General features: G+C 65.1%; 14 protein-coding genes. 4 read left to right on the top strand and 10 right to left on the bottom strand.

Annotated features, from left to right (window positions below; translation table 11 throughout):
- Nucleotides 1-18: 18 nt before the first annotated feature.
- From BLIN9172_RS08800 to BLIN9172_RS08775, 7 genes are all read right to left on the bottom strand, one after another.
- On the bottom strand, nucleotides 19-1,371 hold the full coding sequence (locus tag BLIN9172_RS08800) for an amidase (protein ID WP_101554731.1): 1,353 nt from the start codon (nucleotides 1,369-1,371) through the stop codon (nucleotides 19-21).
- Between the two features lie 14 nt (nucleotides 1,372-1,385).
- On the bottom strand, nucleotides 1,386-2,519 hold the full coding sequence (locus BLIN9172_RS08795) for an MFS transporter (protein WP_205751035.1): 1,134 nt from the start codon (nucleotides 2,517-2,519) through the stop codon (nucleotides 1,386-1,388).
- A 9-nt stretch (nucleotides 2,520-2,528) separates the two neighbouring features.
- Nucleotides 2,529-2,720, bottom strand: coding sequence for a hypothetical protein (locus BLIN9172_RS18290; RefSeq protein ID WP_205751034.1), 192 nt, complete (start codon nucleotides 2,718-2,720; stop codon nucleotides 2,529-2,531).
- A 43-nt stretch (nucleotides 2,721-2,763) separates the two neighbouring features.
- Nucleotides 2,764-4,344: an amidase gene (locus BLIN9172_RS08790; protein ID WP_101554730.1), complete on the bottom strand. Its 1,581-nt coding sequence runs from the start codon at nucleotides 4,342-4,344 to the stop codon at nucleotides 2,764-2,766.
- A 70-nt stretch (nucleotides 4,345-4,414) separates the two neighbouring features.
- Nucleotides 4,415-5,722 carry a M20 family metallo-hydrolase gene (locus BLIN9172_RS08785; protein ID WP_101554729.1) on the bottom strand — a complete coding sequence of 436 codons (1,308 nt, stop codon included), beginning with the start codon at nucleotides 5,720-5,722 and terminating at the stop codon, nucleotides 4,415-4,417.
- A 100-nt stretch (nucleotides 5,723-5,822) separates the two neighbouring features.
- Nucleotides 5,823-7,196 carry an MFS transporter gene (locus tag BLIN9172_RS08780; RefSeq protein WP_240812236.1) on the bottom strand — a complete coding sequence of 458 codons (1,374 nt, stop codon included), beginning with the start codon at nucleotides 7,194-7,196 and terminating at the stop codon, nucleotides 5,823-5,825.
- Nucleotides 7,197-7,280: 84 nt separating this feature from the next.
- Nucleotides 7,281-8,213, bottom strand: coding sequence for a LysR family transcriptional regulator (locus BLIN9172_RS08775; RefSeq protein WP_101554728.1), 933 nt, complete (start codon nucleotides 8,211-8,213; stop codon nucleotides 7,281-7,283).
- A gap of 314 nt (nucleotides 8,214-8,527) precedes the next feature.
- Between BLIN9172_RS08775 and BLIN9172_RS08770 the strand changes: the two genes are divergently transcribed.
- From BLIN9172_RS08770 to BLIN9172_RS08760, 3 genes are all read left to right on the top strand, one after another.
- Nucleotides 8,528-10,675 (top strand): HNH endonuclease signature motif containing protein, encoded by a 2,148-nt coding sequence (locus tag BLIN9172_RS08770; RefSeq protein ID WP_101554727.1) that lies wholly within the window; start codon nucleotides 8,528-8,530, stop codon nucleotides 10,673-10,675.
- A gap of 131 nt (nucleotides 10,676-10,806) precedes the next feature.
- Complete coding sequence (gene lgt / locus BLIN9172_RS08765) at nucleotides 10,807-11,733, top strand: prolipoprotein diacylglyceryl transferase (RefSeq protein ID WP_101554726.1); 927 nt, start codon at nucleotides 10,807-10,809, stop codon at nucleotides 11,731-11,733.
- A gap of 233 nt (nucleotides 11,734-11,966) precedes the next feature.
- Nucleotides 11,967-12,509 (top strand): acyl-CoA thioesterase, encoded by a 543-nt coding sequence (locus BLIN9172_RS08760; protein WP_101554725.1) that lies wholly within the window; start codon nucleotides 11,967-11,969, stop codon nucleotides 12,507-12,509.
- A gap of 89 nt (nucleotides 12,510-12,598) precedes the next feature.
- Here the strand turns inward: BLIN9172_RS08760 and BLIN9172_RS08755 are convergent, their stop codons facing one another.
- The 3 genes from BLIN9172_RS08755 to BLIN9172_RS08745 all read right to left on the bottom strand — a co-directional run bounded on the left by BLIN9172_RS08755 (nucleotide 12,599) and on the right by BLIN9172_RS08745 (nucleotide 15,055).
- Nucleotides 12,599-13,792 (bottom strand): pyridoxal phosphate-dependent aminotransferase, encoded by a 1,194-nt coding sequence (locus BLIN9172_RS08755; protein WP_101554724.1) that lies wholly within the window; start codon nucleotides 13,790-13,792, stop codon nucleotides 12,599-12,601.
- Nucleotides 13,793-13,961: 169 nt separating this feature from the next.
- The gene (locus BLIN9172_RS08750; protein WP_101554723.1) at nucleotides 13,962-14,519 is read right to left on the bottom strand and encodes a DUF1129 domain-containing protein; all 558 of its coding nucleotides are present in this window, start codon (nucleotides 14,517-14,519) and stop codon (nucleotides 13,962-13,964) included.
- 113 nt (nucleotides 14,520-14,632) lie between these two features.
- Entirely contained in the window at nucleotides 14,633-15,055 is a 423-nt protein-coding gene (locus BLIN9172_RS08745; RefSeq protein ID WP_101554722.1) for a cupin domain-containing protein, read from the bottom strand.
- A 178-nt stretch (nucleotides 15,056-15,233) separates the two neighbouring features.
- Here BLIN9172_RS08745 and BLIN9172_RS08740 point away from each other — a divergent pair, with 178 nt between their 5' ends.
- Nucleotides 15,234-16,709 (top strand): NAD(P)/FAD-dependent oxidoreductase, encoded by a 1,476-nt coding sequence (locus tag BLIN9172_RS08740; protein ID WP_101554721.1) that lies wholly within the window; start codon nucleotides 15,234-15,236, stop codon nucleotides 16,707-16,709.
- Nucleotides 16,710-16,778: the final 69 nt, after the last annotated feature.

Below are 16,778 nucleotides of genomic sequence, written 5' to 3'. Positions count from 1 at the left end.
GCGGTATCTGAATTGCGTTCACCCCAGCCGCGAGGCGAAGGCGAGCAGGTCGCGGTCACCACCCGGGCGACCGACCAGCTGCACCGCCCGCGGTCCTGAGCTGGCTCCAGTTCCAACGCCGTTTCCGTTTCCGACGCCAGCTCCGTTTCCGACGCCGGCCCCGGGCAGCGGGATCGTCAACGCCGGCCAGCCGAGCACGTTGAACGGCATCGAATAGCGCATGAACTTCGCCGCCGGTCCGGAGTCGATCTCATCCCAGCGGACCACCGGCCCGTCGAGGGCTGGAGTGAGCAGGAAATCGGTAGCGCCGAAGACCGACAGCGACCGCTCCCGCAGTTCGGCGAGCGCGTCCAACTGCTTCCGGTATTCGGCCTCGCCGAGGTCCCGGCCGGCCTCGATCTTCTTGGCCACGCCCGGTTGGTAGTCCGCGGCGCGCTCGGCGAAGAGGTCCTTGTGGACCTCGTAAGCCTCATAGAGGCGGATGAAGTCGTAGATCGGCGCAAGGTCGTCGAGGAGTTCGCCCAGGGTCGGGCCATTCGCCGAGGTGATCGTGAGCTCCGGGACCGTCATGAGCAGGTCTCTCGCCCGGCTATCGTCGTCGCCGAAGAGGCTGACATCGATCGTCCGTTCGCCGCTGCCGATGAGGCCGATCGCTGCATTCAGGTCAGGTACCTCGCCGGACTCGTCGCCAGCGATCACATCGAAGGCCGTGGTCAGCACGCCGAGGTCCGAGGCGAACAGGCCGACGGTGTCGAAGGCAGGCGACAGCGGGAAGACTCCGTCGACGGGCACGACGCCGAAGGTCGGTTTGAACCCGAACACGCCCTGGCAGGCCGCGGGCACGCGCACGGACCCGGCCGTGTCCGTGCCCAAGGCCAAAGGCACCGCGTTGGCGGCGACGAGCGCAGCCGATCCGGAGCTCGATCCGGCGGTGCACAGCGCTGGATCGACGGGGTTGATGACACGGCCGAAGGCGGATTCCTCGCCGAGGATTCCATAGGAGTACTCCTGGCAGTTCGTCTTCGCCACCGGGATCGCCCCCGCTGCTTCGAGTCGGTCCACGACCGGCGCCGAGGCGGTCGCCGGGGCATCGCTGCGCACCGCCGATCCCATCGTCGTCGGGTAGCCGACCAGGTCGATGACGTCCTTGATGGCGAAGGGAACCCCCTCCAATCGCCGAGGCGGCTGCCCGGAATCGCGGCGGTCGATCGATTCCGCGGTGAGGGCATCCGCGCGGTCGACGGTCATCGCTGTGACGGCGTTGAACTGCGTTCCGGCACGCTCCACCTCGGCGATGGTGTGCTCATCCATCGGATGAGCCTGTTCTGGATGAGTCGGTCCGTTCGTCGGCTGCTCCTGTCCGTCGGTCATCTGTCTGCTCCTGGTCACTCGCTCATCGCCCTGTTCCTCGTGTCGAAGAGGACGAATATCCCTGCCAACAGGTTAGCCGCGACGAGGTAGAGCGCGACCGGCACCCACGATTCGAAGGTCGTGAACAGCAGCACGGAGATCATCGGCGCCGGGGCTGAGGAGATGAGCCCGCCGATCTGGTAGGAGATCGAGGCTCCGGTGTAGCGGACCTCGGGGTCGAAGAGTCCCGAGATGAAGCCCGAGGAGGTGGCGTAGACGATCGAGTGCGCGATCGGGAATGCGATGATCATCGCCAGCACCGCACCGAGGAAGGTTCCGGTGTTCATCGCCCAGAAGATCGGGATGGCGGCGACGGCAGTGACGAGGCTGCCGACGAGCATCATCGTGCGTTTGCCGTGGCGGTCGGCGAAGATCGCGACGAGGGGGATGGCGATGACGTCGAAGGACGCACCGATCGCTATGGCCAGGAGCACCTCGCCGCGGTTGAGTCCGGTGGAGTCGGGCGCGTAGGAGAGCAGGTAGACGCTGGCGATGTAGAAGAGCGTGTTCGATCCGACGAGGCAGAAGATGCCGATGAGCAGCGACTTCTTCGAGGTCTTGAACAGTTCGAGGAAGGGCAGGCTCGCGACCTTCTTCTCTTCCTTGACCTCGTTGAGTTCGGGCGACTCGGTCAGGCGCAGGCGGATGAAGAGGCCGATGAGGACGAGGACGGCGGAGATGAGGAACGGGATCCGCCAGCCCCAGGACATGAACTGCTCATTGGGCATGAGCTGGACGAGGAAGAACACGAGGCTGGAGAGCACGGAACCGGCGGGCACACCGGCCTGCGGCCAGGCTCCGTAGAACGCCTTCTTATGAGGTGGAGCGTGTTCGACAGCCATGAGCACGGCCCCGCCCCATTCGCCGCCGACGCCGAAGCCTTGGACCACGCGGAGGAGGACGAGGAGGATCGGAGCGGCCACGCCGATTGTGCTGTAGCCGGGCAGCAGCCCGATCGCGAAAGTCGCGAAGCCCATCATGAGCAGGGACAGCACGAGCATCGACTTGCGGCTGAGCTTGTCACCGAAGTGCCCGAAGATCACTCCGCCCAAGGGCCGCGCGACGAAGGCGACGGCGAAGGTCGACAGCGACGCCAGCTGTCCGGCCAAGGGGTCGAGCTAGGGGAAGAACTGGTCGTTGAGCACGAGCACAGCCGCGGTGCCGAAGAGGAAGTAGTCGTACCATTCGACGGTCGTGCCGATGAAGCTCGCGAAGGCGACCTTGCCCGGGTTGGTGCTGCTCGGATCGGCTGAATGCGTGGTGGTTCCGACGGGGTCGTCGGGGCGAACTGATTGCGGATCAGACGTCATTGTGGGTCCTTCTTGCTGTTTCAGGGGTTCCGAAGTCGGGTTCTCACTGTGGCGCCAGTCCGGTCCACGGGCGCAGCGCTTCGATCGCCGCGGCGATGTCGAAGGCGCGGGTGTCATCGTACGGGTGAGCGATGACCTGGACGCCGGTGGGGATGCCGCAGTCGGCCATGCCGGAGGGGACGTTGACGATCGGCACTCGGTTGCAGATGTTGAACGGCATCGTCATATGCGCCTGCCAGTAGTGGTCGAGACGCACGCCGTCGGCGCCTCCCCCGACTCCCGCACTGCCTGTTCCAACCGCCTGTCCGACTCCGCCTTCGCGACCGGCCGCGCCTTCGCGACCGACGCCGTCGGCACCGACCGTGATCCCGTCGAGGTAGCTGGCTCCAGCTTCCAATCCCGCCACCGCCGAGGTGGGCGCCACGAGCACATCGAAGCCGTCCATCGCGGACGCCAGCTCGGCCTGGATCTGTGATTCCATGGCGAGTCCGTCATAGAAGGAGCGGCGTGCGGCGACGGCTTCCGCATCGGCCATGAACCGCACCGTGTACTCAGCCAGGGTGTGTTCATGGCCGCGAGTGGCCTTTCGCATGGCGGGCGCGAGCAGGTTTCCGAAGTGCGTGAACGCGGTCTCGAAGATCCGCTCGGACGTCCACGGCAGTGCGATCTCCTCGACGTGTGCCCCGGCCGATTCCAGCGCCGAGGCGACCGCGCGGGTATTCGCTTCGATGTCCTTCCCGACGGGGAAGTCCCCCAAACGCACGCAAAGCGCGACCCTGCGTCCGCGGAGTCGATCAGCCGCCTCGGCGGGGTCGAAGTCATCGAGGAACCCGGGCGAGGCGATCGTCGCGTGATCTCTCGGATCGACGCCGACCATGACGCGGGCGAGGAGGGCGGCGTCGGCCACGGTGCGCGCCATCGGCCCATCCCCGCGGTACCAGTCCGCGGCCAGGGGCTGCGCTCCGGGTATCCGACCATAGGGGGCTTTGTACCCGACTGTGCCGGTGAACGCGGCGGGCAGCCTCGTGGATCCGGCGATGTCCGAGGCCGTGGCCAGGGGCGCAAACCCGGCGGCGAGCGCAGCACCGGACCCACCGGAGGACCCGCCGGGTGAGAGGTCGAGGTTCCACGGGTTGCGGGTCACGCCCCACATCGGCGAGTGCGTGATCGTCGCGCAGCTGAACTCCGGCGAGGTGGCTCGGGCGTGGACGAATCCCCCGGCGGCGCGGATGCGGGCGATGATCGCGGCATCGTTGTCGGCGATGGTGTCGCGTTCGTGGAGCAGCCCTTGGGTGAGGCCGCGGCCGGCGAGGGCGTGTTTCTCCTTGGCGATCACGGGAAGTCCGAGCAGCGGACGGGCGGCGGCCGCCTCGGCGAGGTCATCATCGGTGGCGTTCGCATAGAACGTCTCGGCTTCCCGCGCCGAGGTGACCGCCTCCTCGACGACTTCGGTGACCGCATTGATGCGCTCATCGTCGGAGGTGATCCGGCCGATGAGCGAGCTCAGGTAGTCGACCGGGGACAGCTCCTTGGTCCGGAAGGCAGCGAGCGCCTCGGTGGCGGACAGGGTCCAGGGTTGAGTGGGGTCGGGCGCTGTGGCTGGACCGGTTGCATTGGCGGTCATGGGGTCACCTCGATGTGAGTTCGCAGGAGGTCGCTGCTGTCACCGTAGCGGATGCGCTGAATATCGGTGCTCATGCGCGCGCCTCGGCGACGGAGGAACCGACCCACACGGCACCGTCACGGACGTCGGCGAGTTCACCGCGGACGAGTTCGCCGGCCACCGAGGTGAGGACGCGGACTCCGCGGAGCATGTCGTCGTCGGTGGTGAATTCGCGTTCGCAGTGGGAGACGCCGTCGACGCTGGGCACGAACATCATCACGGCGGGCACGCGGTGATTCATCGCCACGGAATCGTGGCCGGCCATCGTCTCCAACCGGCGGATGCTCAGGCCTTCGTTGGCGACAGCCTTCTCGGCGAGTTCGACGCCCTCGGTCGGGAAGCGGCGTTTGTCGCGGATGTCGAAGTCGCGGACGTTGATCGTGATGTCGTGGGCGCGCGCGATCTCGGCGATCTGCGTCTTCAGCGAGTTGCGGGCGGCTTGGACGAGGGCCGGATCGGAGGACCGGAGGTCGGCGACCATATGGACGCGGCGGGGCACGACGATCGGCGAGTTCGGTTCGACGACGTGCTGGCCGACCGAGGAGACGAGGGCTTCTTCCTCGAACTCATCGACCACCTCGGCGACCGCGAGGACGACCTTCGCGGCGGCGACGAGCGCATCGTGCCGGTCGGCCATCGCAGTTGCTCCTGTGTGCGACTGTTCGCCGAGGACGTCGATGTCGAGTTTCTGTGTGTACCAACTGGCCTCGACGACCCCGATGTCCGTGGCTTCGCGTTCAAGAATGCGGCCCTGTTCGATGTGGATCTCGGCGTAGGAGATCGCCTCGGGCGGGGTGTCGGTGCCGGCGTAGCCGATGGCGCCCAGCGCCTCGGCGACGGTGGTGCCGTCGAGGTCGGTGACGGCGAGCATCTCGTCGAGGTCGAAGAGCCCGGCGTAGACGGAGCTGCCCATGATCGACGGGGCGAAGCGACCGCCCTCCTCGTTGAACCAGTTGACGACGGCGAGGTTGTACGCGGGTTTCAGACCAGATTCGGCGAGCTCCTCTTTGACGCGCACGGCCGCGAAGAGGGCGGCGATGACTCCGTAGGCTCCGTCGAAGCGCCCCCCGAGCGGCTGTGAGTCGAGGTGGGAGCCGATGAGGACGTACGGGGCGCCGGGAACGAATTCGAGGCACGCGAACATGTTTCCGATCGCGTCGACGCGCACGTCGAAGCCTTTGTCCGTCGCCCAGCCGCGCATCCAGTCACGCGTCTGCTTGTCTTCGGCCGTCAGCGCCTGCCGGTCGACGCCGTTGTTGTCGGTGGCACCGATGGTGGCGACGAAGTGGAAGTCGGCGAGGAAGGCTGCGTCGGAGGACGGGGCTGCCTGATGGTTCATTGCTGATCGCTTCTCTCATGAGGGTGGGATGTGGTTTGCAAGGGGCTGGGGGCGCGGGTGGCAGGCGCGGGTGGGGCTCGCACATCGCTTTTCGTTCAGTTCATCGCTTTTCATCCCGATGATCTGTACAAAATGTGATGTGAACGTGGACGAAACTCGATGTCAATGCAGGCTCACCCGTGCTCACCCCAGACGTCCACGGGTCTCGGGCAGACGCGTGACGAAGATGAGGACGAGGCACAGGGCAGCGACTGCGGCCATGTAGTAGCCGGGAGCGGTGTTGACCCCGGTGATGTCGACGAGCCAGGTGCCGACGAACGGTGCGGTGCCGCCGAGCACTGCGTACGAGATGTTGTAGCTGATGGCCGCCGAGGTGAATCGAGAAGCGCTCACAGAAGAAGGTGTAGCAGCCGCCACCGTAGCAGCAGAGGGCGAGGACGAAGATCGTCTGCCCGAGGAAGGCCAGCCCCATGTGTCCGCTGGTCACAAGGCCGAACGCCGGCACCGAGGTGACCGCCAGCAGAATCGTGCCCGCGATGAGCATGGGGAGCCGACCGAACCGATCACCGAGGTGACCTGCGATGGGCAGGAAGATCGTGTAGCTGGCCATGGCGATCGCATTGATGAGCAGCGACTGCTCACGGCTGAGGTCACCCGTGGTCTGGATGTAGGTGACGAAGTAGGCCGAGAGCATGTAGAAGCCGAGTGCGGTGACGCCGAGGACGAAGAAGACCTGGAGCATGCCGACCCAGTTCTCGCGGAAGGATTCGCGGATCGGGCTGAACTCCTTGGGGCGTTCCGCAGCAGTCTGCTTGAACAGCTCGGATTCGTCGGTCTTCGACCGGATCCACAGACCGACGGCCGACAGCGGCAGGGCCAGCAGGAACGGCACTCGCCAACCCCAGGAATCGAAGGAGGCATCGCTCATCACCGTCGACAGCACCAGGATCAGACCGCCGGCGAACACCGAGGGCAGAGCGGTCGCGGCCAGAGTGATGTTGATCCACAGGCCGCGCTTGGCCACCGGGGCGTGTTCGTAGACGAAGGAGGGTCCGCCCACGGATTCGCCGCCGGCAGAGAAGCCCTGGCCGAGTCGGGCGAGGATGAGCAGGATCGGGGCGAACCATCCGATCGTGTCGAATCCGGGCAGGATGCCGATGAGCGCCGTGCAGGCTCCGACGAGGAAGATCGTGATGGTCAGCGTCTTCCGCCGGCCCACCTTGTCCCCGAGGGCTCCGAAGAACAGCCCGCCGAGGGGACGCATGACGAAGGCGACGCCGAAGGTCGCGAAGATGACCAGCAGGCCGGTGATCCGGTCGCCGTCGGGAAAGAAGTATTCGGACAGAATGACTGCCGAGAGTCCGTACAACGTGAAGTCGTAGAACTCGACGAACTGGCCGATGCTGCCGCCGAGCAGCACTTTCCGCTGCATGCTCGTGGACGTGCGTCCCTGCTCAACTGTTGGGGTGAACATCGAGGTGCTCCTGGAGTCGCGTGATGGTTGGCACCATCTTTGCGGCACAGATCACATCAGTCCAACAGTTACTTTTTGGGTAGCTCATAGATCCGATTGATGACCGGACGCCGGGCCGAGGATCTCCTTCGTCAGCTCGCAGTAGGCCCGGCCGCGCCGATTGAGACGGACGTCGTTGGGCCAGATGAATGCGAGGTCGATGCTCGGGAAGTCGTCGAGGAGCGGGATGTCGACGGTCTTCGAACCGATGTAGGTCCCCGAGGAGACACTCTGGCTGAGCAGGGAATAGCCGAGCCCCATCGCCACGAACGAGCGCACTGTCTCGTACCCGGAGAACGAGTGGCGAATACGCGGGACGACCCCGGCGATCCGGAACAGCTCGTCGTAGTACTGGCGAGAGTAGGGAAGATCGAGCTGGATGTAGTTCTCGTCCGCCAGCTCGCGCAGATGCACGGGGCGGGGACACCCTCCGGCCCCGAGGCGGTGCTCGAGTGACACGAGGACGTGCGGCCTGACGACATCGATGAGATACGTGTCGAAGCGGTCGCTCAGTCCCAGCGTGTACGTCAGGGCGATGTCGCAGTCACCGGCTGTGACCGCACGCTGCAGCTCTTCCAGGTCCGCTTCGAGGTAGTTGACCCGCACGTCCGGATAGCGCTTCTCGAACTCATCGTGGATGAGCGGCAGCCTCGTCGGCGCAATCGGCGAGAACACGCCGACGGTCAGCTGACCGCTCAGCGACCGAGAGAGCCCGAGCGCGGTCTCACCGAGGTTGTCGGAGGACTCGAGGAACGGTGTGACCTCCGTGAGGAAGCGCTTTCCCGCCGGGGAGAGTACGACCGACCGGTTCTTCTGTCGGATGAAGAGGTCGAGGCCGAGGGTCCGCTCGAGCTGCGCCATCGCCGTCGAGATCGCCGATTGGGTGACGTTGAGCTGCTTCGCCGCCTCGGTCATATGCTCCCGCCGGGCGACCTCCTGGAAGTACCGCAGCTGCACGAGCGTGAAATCGAGTGCCATAATCCCTCATCATCCCACCCGCAGCGGCCATGCATGCAGACACAGCCCCGCCGAGGCGGTTCGCCGCGGAGCCTTTGACCGCCGCGGCAATCCGCGTCGATCTCGGGTCAGTTTCACGTCGATCTCGTGTCGGTGCCGACAGATAGAATCATCCTCAAACACGTCAATGACGCGGTGACCATCATCTCAATAGTCATTCTCAAGTGTAACGACAATTCTAATCGAATGTTTTTCGAAGTTTCTATTGTTTTCTCCATCACGACTGCCTATAATTTCAGTAAGAGACCTTCAACGGCGAACGGAACTCGACAGCGATGACATTCACCCCCGACCGCAAGCGACGCAAGTCAGGAAAGCGCGACCGCCGCGCTGCCGCTGACTCACGCGGCGGGGCGAGTCGACGGCCACCGAACGCCTCGGTCCCCACAGATCCCACCAACGTCCCCTCTCGTGCCGCTCGTGACGCCGCGGACAACGCCCCCGCGCACCCCGAAAGCGAGTCACCACGCCCTGAATCTCTGGCTGAGCAGCTCAAGGCAGCCGGGCTCGACCTCAGCGGCCACCACTTCGCCGAGGTCTTCGAGGCCCTTGACCCCGTGGCGACCGACCCCGTAGCGACCGACCCCGTAGCGACTGGCCCCGTCTCGAACGACGGCGAAGAGCAGAACGAAGCTGCGTCGACTGCCGACACCGAACACCCGAATGCAGCCGACGCTTCAGCATCATCCACCGAGGTCGAGCCGAACGCTCCGACGGACTCGCTTTCACAGCCGAACCCGACCGCACTGTTCGAAACAAGTGAGCAAAACCGCTCAACCACGCAGCCTGCATCCACTGATTCCGCCGCCCCGGCCACCACAAGCACCCCCGCCGCCGCTCAGCTCGAGACTGGAGACGATACTCAGCGACCGACCTCGCTTCACCCAGTCCTCACCGACTCCGCTTGGAACGATCTTGCCGCGAGCACTCCCGAGATCACCGACTCGATCGCCTCCCTGACCGGACTGGTCGCAGGGCTTCGGGCATTCGACCGGCCGATGGGGCCCGGCGAAGCCCTGCAGGTCATCGATGGGGCTGAGGCGCTGCGTCGGCTGAGTGAATCCCTGTCCACACTGGCACTTGCCGTCTACGAACGCGTCGGCACCCCCAAAGACAGCGGCGCCAAGTCGACCAAGGCGCTCATCCAGGAACGCCTCAACCTCTCGGGTCGAGAAGCGAACCGTCGGGCAAAGCTCGCGGAGAATCTCGGCGGACGAGTCGCTCTCGACGGCCAACCGCTTGAGCCCGAACACCCGCTCGTCGCCGAACAGCTCCACCTCGGCACCCTGCCCACGGAACATCTCACTGTCATCGAAGACTGCCTCAAGGCGCTGCCCGCCTGGGTGGACCACGAGACGAGGTCCCGCGTGGAAACCGACCTCGTCAAGTACGGGAAGTCGGTGACTGTCAGCGAGCTCCGCGACATCTTCCGTCAGATGCTCGCTGTCATCGACCCCGACGGCGCCGAGCCGCTCGACCCCAGCGACCGTTCCGCCTATTTCATCACTGCCCGGCCCAAGCGCAACGGAGACTGGAGGCTGGAGGGCGTCCTCGACCCTGTAGCGGGATCCGAACTGCACGGACTGCTGACCTCAAGAATCCAATCCGCGAAAGACGCCACAGCGACAGACAACACAACAAGCACAGCTGGATCCTCGAGCGCCGAGGAAAAGTTCGAGCCTCTCGACGCCGTCCTCACCGGAGATCGCTTCGATGCTCCACCGTGGGCCGTCATCGAGGCCGCCGGCGAATCCGAAGACTCCTCTGCCAATCGGTCCGTTCCTGCCGGCCACGGTGTCCGCCCCGATGGAGCGTCCGTCGATCTCATGAGCGAGCAGCCTAATGCGAAGGCCTGGATCTACGAGCGTTTCGCCACTCTCATCTCGCGCATCAGCATGAAAGAAGCCGCCAAGGGCTCGCCCTACGCTCTGGTCGTCACAGCAAAAGCGTCCGACATCGCCAACGGCACCGGCGAAGCCACCACAGGCTCCGGCGACCGTTTCCCTATGGACGACATCACTCGACGTGGTCTCAACGGCACTGTCTTCTTCCATCTGATGGACGAAAAGGCTCGCACGGTGGAAGTCTGCACAGATCAGCGCTTCGCCAACAAGAAGCAGACCGCGATCATCACCGCTCGAGACCGCGGATGCGTGTTCCCTGGATGTGACGCGCCCCCTGGATGGTGCGATGTGAACCATGTTGTGCCGCACGCCAGGGGCGGCAAGACCGACATCAACAACATGTGTTGTCTTTGCTCCTTCCACCACCACCTCATGGATCGCTCCGACTGGGAAGTCTTCATGCTCACCGACGGGCGACCGGCATGGCGACCGCCCGAAAGCATCGACCCCGCTCGCACGCCGATCCTCCACTCGAGGTTCATCACCGACGACATCATCGACGGCCTCTTCGGCACGTAGCTGCGCAGGACTGCTTCAAGGGCACCGCTGTGCCAACACGCACCCGTCGGCCCGCACCACCGGCCACTGCCTGCCGCACGCTCAGTTCCAGCGAATGCGCGATTCCCAGCCACCACAAATAGACTGGGCTCATGCCTGCAGTTCCCACGAGCGCACTCCTCGCCGAGACCCCCCTTCCGCACGACATCTCGGCAGCGATCCCCAGCCCGTCCATCTCGAGCTTCCAACTCGGACCGCTGACGATCCACTTCTATGCGCTGTGCATCCTCGTGGGCATCATCATCGCCATCGTGCTGACCAACCGTCGCCTGACCAAGCGCGGCGTCGAGGACTGGCAGGTCCTCGACATCGCGACTCTGGCCGTCCCGATGGCCATCGTCTTCGCCCGCATCTACCACGTCATCACGCACTACACGGACTACTTCGGACCCGGCCGCAATCCCTGGAATCCGTTCGAACCCGGCTCGGTCTGGGCGATCTGGGAGGGCGGCATCGCCATCTTCGGCTCGCTCATCGGCGGCACCTTGGGCGCGTGGATCATGTGCCGCAGGCTCGGCCTCAAACTCACCACCCTGCTCGATGCCCTGGCCCCGGGCCTCATCCTCGCCCAAGCCTGCGGACGCTTCGGCAACTGGTTCAACCAGGAGCTCTTCGGCCTGCCGACCACCCTGCCCTGGGGTCTCGAGATCGATCCCGGCAACCCGGCCATTCCGCTGGGCACTCCCCCCGGCACGCTCTTCCACCCGACGTTCCTCTACGAGGTCATCTGGAACAGCCTCGGCGCGCTCGTCCTGCTCTACCTGTCCCGCCACATCTTCTTCCAGTGGGGACGCCTCTTCGCCGTCTACCTCATGTGGTACGGCGCCGGCCGCATCGTCTGGGAATCCATCCGCCTCGACCCGAGCTTCGTCATCCTCGGCCTGCGGACGAATGTCTGGGGCGCGATCGGCGCCGTCGCACTCGGCGTCATCATCATGCTCGTCCAGTGGAAACGCCACCCCGAACCCGAAGAATCACCGTTCATCCCCGGGCACGAACCCCAGCCTGCGAAGGACTGACGGAAACCCTCGCCGAGGCGGGTCCTCAGGTCCATGGCAGCGTTTCCCATCCGTGGTGACGCCTCACCCGAGGCGGATCTCCAAGCCCGGGGCCGCGCCCCCGCCCCTGGTAACGCCTGATCCGTGGTGACGTTCCCCTCCGCAGTGACGCCCACCCAGCAGAATGCGGTGCCGCCTATCTGACGAAGCAGAGGGCCCCACGCAGAAAGATACCCTGAAGTAACATAGATCGTATGCACTTCTTCCGCATGATTCTGCACCTGCTCAGGTCCCATCGACGCACTGCGCGCGATATCTGGGACACGTACTCCCTGCCCATGCGCGTTCACCTGGGCGAGATCGACATCTTCATGCATCTCAACAACGGCAAATACTTCTCGATCATGGACCTCGGTCGACTCGACATGATGGTGCGCAGCGGAGCATGGCAGGCGATGCGTGACCGCGGCTGGACCGGTGTCGTCAGTGCCGAGACCATCAGCTTCCGCAAGTCGCTGAAACTCTGGCAGCGCTACAGCCTCGAGACCAAGATCTGCGGCATCGATGAGCGCACCGTGTTCTTCGAACACCGTCTGGTCGTCGACGGAGAGATCTACACCCGCGCCTATGTCGCCACACGCGTGATCTCAGACAGTGGCCCGCTCACCAGGGACGACCTCATCGAGGCGTTCGGGGTGCCGGAGAATGCACCTGAACTGCCCGACTGGCTCCACGAGTGGCGCCGCGACAATGCACTGCCGAGCACTCGGCGGCCTGCCCGGAGCAGCTGGAACTAGCCGAGCCGCCGTCGTGCGTGGCTTGCACTCTCGGCTGCACCCGAATCGCCATTGCCGGCCGCCCCACCGCACGGCCGGCCCCGGCCGGTTCAGGATTCGATCCACTCCTTGAGGCGGCCCAGGCCGCGAGTGATCGCGGTTTCATCGATACCCGAATAGGCCAGACGGATATACGACCGGTCCTCACCGGGCTGTGGTGAGCCGAAATGCTCGCGAGTGCAGAATGACACTCCCGTGGCATGCAGCGCCTCGGTGGAGAAGTCGGCCAGAGTCGCGATTCCCTTCGCCTCCATCGCCTCGGTGACATCGGGGAAGACGTAGAACGTCGACCCCGGGGTCGCCACACTCATGCCGGGGATCTCATTGATGAGTCGACAGGTGGCATCGCGCCGTTTGCGCAGCACCTCCAACATCTGCCCCACCGGCCCCTGCGGTCCGCGCAGGGCAGCGATGCCCGCCCACTGCACGTACTGGTTCGTGCACGATTCGTCGTTGGTGTTCATCAGCGAGATCGCCTCGGCGACTCCCTTCGGCGCCACCGCACAGCCGAGCCGTGACCCGGTCATCGCGTACTTCTTCGAGAACGTGTAGAGGATGACGGTGCGCTCGCGCATGCCCGGCAGCGCGGCGATCGACTGCGACTTCCCGCGATAGCGCATCTCGAAGTACGCCTCATCGGAGAGCACCCACAGGTCGAATTCCTGCGCGATCGCGGCGATGGCCTCACGCTCACCCGGGGTGGATTCCGCGGAGATCGGATTCTGCAGGTCGTTGTAGATGATGGCCGTGGTGTTCTCATCGATCGATGCCCGCAGGTGGTCGAGGTCGATGGCGAACCCGTCGGAGGTCGGGACGTACCGGTAGGGAAGCGCCGTGCCGCCGAGGTATTCGATCTGGGACTCGTAGATGGGGAACCCGGGATTCGGGTAGAGCACACCTTCGCCGGGGTTCATCACCGCTTGGAGGAATTTCGTGATCACGGGCTTGCCCCCGGTGGTCACGACCACCTCGGCGGGGTCGATCGTCATTCCGCGCCGCGAGCCGATGTCATCGGCGAGCGCCTCCCGCAGTTCCGGGATTCCCGGTCCAGGGCAGTAGCCGGTCCTGCCGTCGGCGATCGCCTGGTCGAGGGCTTCGACGATGTGGCCAGCCAGCGGGAAATTGAGATCGCCGAGGTGGAACGGGAACACCTCATTGCCGCGAGCCTTCCAGTCGGCCGCGGCTTGGGCCACGCGGAACGCGGTCTCGGTGCCGAGGTTGTCCAAGCGGCGAGCAGTCTTCATCGTCGGCTCCTTCTTCGTGGTCCATCTCTTCGAGGGCAATACTGAGGTATCCGTGCTGGGGTGTCCGTGGGTGCTGCGCGCCGTAGGACGGAACCGTCCCAGGGCACGGTGTGCACCGGTTCACTCACGATAGAGCACCTGACCAGGGGTTGTCAGCGGTGTCCGAGTTTCATCCGGCGCTGAGCGCGCTGCGACCAGCCAGCAGACACCACAGGCCGATGCCGAGGAAGACCGGAGCACCGAGGATGCCGCACCAGAAGCTCGGCGCGGCAGTCTCGCGCGGCAGGACGAATGCCACGACTGCGATGACCGTCAGCAGCAGCCCCGCCAGATGGAGGACGGGCTGCCCGAACACAACGGCGAGCGTGAAGAAGTGGACTCCGACGATCGCGAGGATGAGCGGGGCGACGTTCTCGGCCTGACCTACGCGAATGAGGTAGAAGCTCGCCACCGCCCCGATGATGATCTCCGCCCAGAATACGATGAGGTAGAGCGTGAACGCGGACGTCCCGGCGCTGAAGGCACTGGGTTCCGCCCAATTGCCGATGGCGGTGAGAATGCTCGGTACGGCGAGGGCGAGTCCCGCGACTCCAAGCCCGGCGAGCACGAGTCGCCAGACCAGTGCTTTGGGCGGCGCTTCCTGTGCCCAGCCCGACCAGATGAACGCAGCAAGTCCGAAGATCGCGCCGATCATGACGAGGTCGCGCGGGTGGGCCAAGTCGATCATCGTCGATCCCTTTCGTCCGATCGGGCTGTCTTCGACAATACTCAACGAGGATGACCCGCGCCCCTGACGTTTTCCCGACTACCTCAGCCCTGCGCACCCTGCTCACCAGAAGTTCACCCTTCGCTGGGCGCGATGAACAGCTTCCGCAGCGGCGCCCCATCGATGTACCAGCGGGTCTTCATCCCGGCATCGAGGCGGACCAGCGACCCCGGCACCAGTTCGATGGGGTCACGAAGGGGTTCGTCGAATTCGACGCGTCCGGTCCCGGAGATGACGAGGAAGACCTCGTGACCTTCGATATCGCGCATCGATCCCGCGCTCATCTCCCACAGGCCGAAGTCGGCTCCCCCGATGGTGCCGAGTTCGGCGAATCCCGTCGTCACCGACTCCTTCGCCGAGGCGGCCGATCCTTCCGACTCGAGCGACTCGACCGTGTCGGCTTCTCCCGCCGAGGCGGCCGAAACATTCTGCCATTCCTCGACGGGTTCGTGGCTGAGTGGGAAATCGTGGGTGTTGATCGGCTCCATTGCGCTCATGCGACCAGTGTAGGCAGACAGCCCGCCCACTCTCCGCAAGGCGAAGAAATCAGTAGGGTGCCGAGCTCGTTTCAGCATCTGATCTGAACCGACGCAACTATTTACTTCCCGTCGGTCGTGGGATAGAACTGATTCCGTAGGCGACCGTCTGTTCTGCCTCGAGTTCAGGAGTTGATCCGTGTCCTACTTCAATGGTGAAGCCTCGCACTGGCTGGCGGCCTCCCCCGCCGACGACGTCGACCCCGCACCGCTGCCACGCGAGAAGCAGGATCTCGTCATCGTCGGCGGCGGACTGACCGGCCTGTGGTCGGCTTATTACGCCAGGCAGGCCCACCCCGATTGGGCGATCACCATCATCGAGGCCCGCCACATCGGCTACGGCGCTTCCGGTCGCAACGGTGGGTGGCTGTCGACCCTGATGCCGGGCAACCGCGCCAAGTTCGCCGAGGCGGTCGACCGTGCCCGGAAGAACAATCCCTCCGGACCGGTCGGCTCGGCAGGGCTCGACGGTGTGGCCAGCGTCAGCGCCTTCCAGTCCGCGCTCTTCGACTCCATCGACGAGGTCCTCGCCGTCTGCAAAGCTGAAAGCATCGATGCCCACCAAATCCGCGGCGGCCATATCGACATTGCTCAAACGGAGGCCGGCCTGTCCCGGCTGCGCGACCTTGAGGCCGGCAATGAGCAATTCGGATATGGGCCCGAGGACATGCAGTTCCTCGACGCCGAGGCGACTCTTGCCCGCATCAACGTCGACGGAGCGCTCGGCAGCCTCTACTTCCCCGGTACCGCCGCCATCGATCCTGCACTGCTCACCCGCGGACTCAGTCACGTCCTCAGGGAATCGGGCGTGACCATCTGCGAAGCCACCTCGGCGAGGCATATCCGAAAGAATTCGGTCGCCACGGACCGCGGGCCGGTGCGCGCGGACACGATCTTCGTGTGTCTCGAGGGGTATTCGGACACGGTCGGCGGCGACCTGCCGGGCCTGGCCGGACGTCAGGTCATCCCGGTGTTCTCGTCGATGATCGCAACCGAGCCGCTGGCGGACGAGGCGTGGGCGTCGATCGGCTGGGAGGGGCGCGAATGCCTCGGCGACACGGCGCACACGTTCATCTATGCCCAGCGCACGGCCGATGGCCGGATCGCGCTCGGCGGCCGTGGGGCGCCCTATGCTTTCCGGTCGGGTCTGCCCGGTGACGGTGAGGTCCCCGCCGAGGTGGTCGACCTGTTGGCCGGGCGCCTGTCCTCGCTCTTCCCGGACCTCGAGTTCGAGGTTGCTCATGCCTGGCGCGGTGCGCTCGGAGTGACCAGAGACTGGTGCGCCGGCATCTTCTTCGATCCCACACAGCGCATCGGAGTGGCCCGCGGCTATGCCGGACACGGGGTGACGGCGACTCATCTGGCGGCGAAGACACTGCTCGATCGGGCTGCCGGAGCATCAACGCCCTTGACCGCGCTGCCGTGGAACGATCACTTCTCCGGGCAGTGGGAGCCCGAACCGATTCGGTGGTTGGGCATCCGGTCGATGTACAAGATCTTCGGCCTCGCCGACTCGTGGGAGTCGGTGACCGGGGCGAAGAAGACGAGCCTGCTCGCGGGTGAGTCCCATAGAGTGGTGGCATTCCCACCAGGGACTTCACCCCCAAAAATGTGAAGAACCATCGTGGGATCCCGCTAGTAGTTCCGCCAAGAACCTCACGAAAGGCATCCCACGATGGCTGAC

This window comes from Brevibacterium linens ATCC 9172 (assembly GCF_900169165.1).
GTDB lineage: Bacteria > Actinomycetota > Actinomycetes > Actinomycetales > Brevibacteriaceae > Brevibacterium > Brevibacterium linens.
The sequence above is the reverse complement of the archived record's forward strand: the minus strand, read 5'-3'. Positions and strand labels throughout refer to the sequence as shown.

Bases quoted from the DNA above. Each gene is read 5' to 3' on its own strand.
- BLIN9172_RS08800 (WP_101554731.1), bottom strand. From the start codon at position 1,371: ATGACCGACGGACAGGAGCAGCCGACGAACGGACCGACTCATCCAGAA.
- BLIN9172_RS18290 (WP_205751034.1), bottom strand. From the start codon at position 2,720: ATGACGTCTGATCCGCAATCAGTTCGCCCCGACGACCCCGTCGGAACC.
- BLIN9172_RS08790 (WP_101554730.1), bottom strand. From the start codon at position 4,344: ATGACCGCCAATGCAACCGGTCCAGCCACAGCGCCCGACCCCACTCAA.
- BLIN9172_RS08785 (WP_101554729.1), bottom strand. From the start codon at position 5,722: ATGAACCATCAGGCAGCCCCGTCCTCCGACGCAGCCTTCCTCGCCGAC.
- BLIN9172_RS08780 (WP_240812236.1), bottom strand. From the start codon at position 7,196: ATGTTCACCCCAACAGTTGAGCAGGGACGCACGTCCACGAGCATGCAG.
- BLIN9172_RS08775 (WP_101554728.1), bottom strand. From the start codon at position 8,213: ATGGCACTCGATTTCACGCTCGTGCAGCTGCGGTACTTCCAGGAGGTC.
- BLIN9172_RS08770 (WP_101554727.1), top strand. From the start codon at position 8,528: ATGACATTCACCCCCGACCGCAAGCGACGCAAGTCAGGAAAGCGCGAC.
- lgt (WP_101554726.1), top strand. From the start codon at position 10,807: ATGCCTGCAGTTCCCACGAGCGCACTCCTCGCCGAGACCCCCCTTCCG.
- BLIN9172_RS08760 (WP_101554725.1), top strand. From the start codon at position 11,967: ATGCACTTCTTCCGCATGATTCTGCACCTGCTCAGGTCCCATCGACGC.
- BLIN9172_RS08755 (WP_101554724.1), bottom strand. From the start codon at position 13,792: ATGAAGACTGCTCGCCGCTTGGACAACCTCGGCACCGAGACCGCGTTC.
- BLIN9172_RS08750 (WP_101554723.1), bottom strand. From the start codon at position 14,519: ATGATCGACTTGGCCCACCCGCGCGACCTCGTCATGATCGGCGCGATC.
- BLIN9172_RS08745 (WP_101554722.1), bottom strand. From the start codon at position 15,055: ATGAGCGCAATGGAGCCGATCAACACCCACGATTTCCCACTCAGCCAC.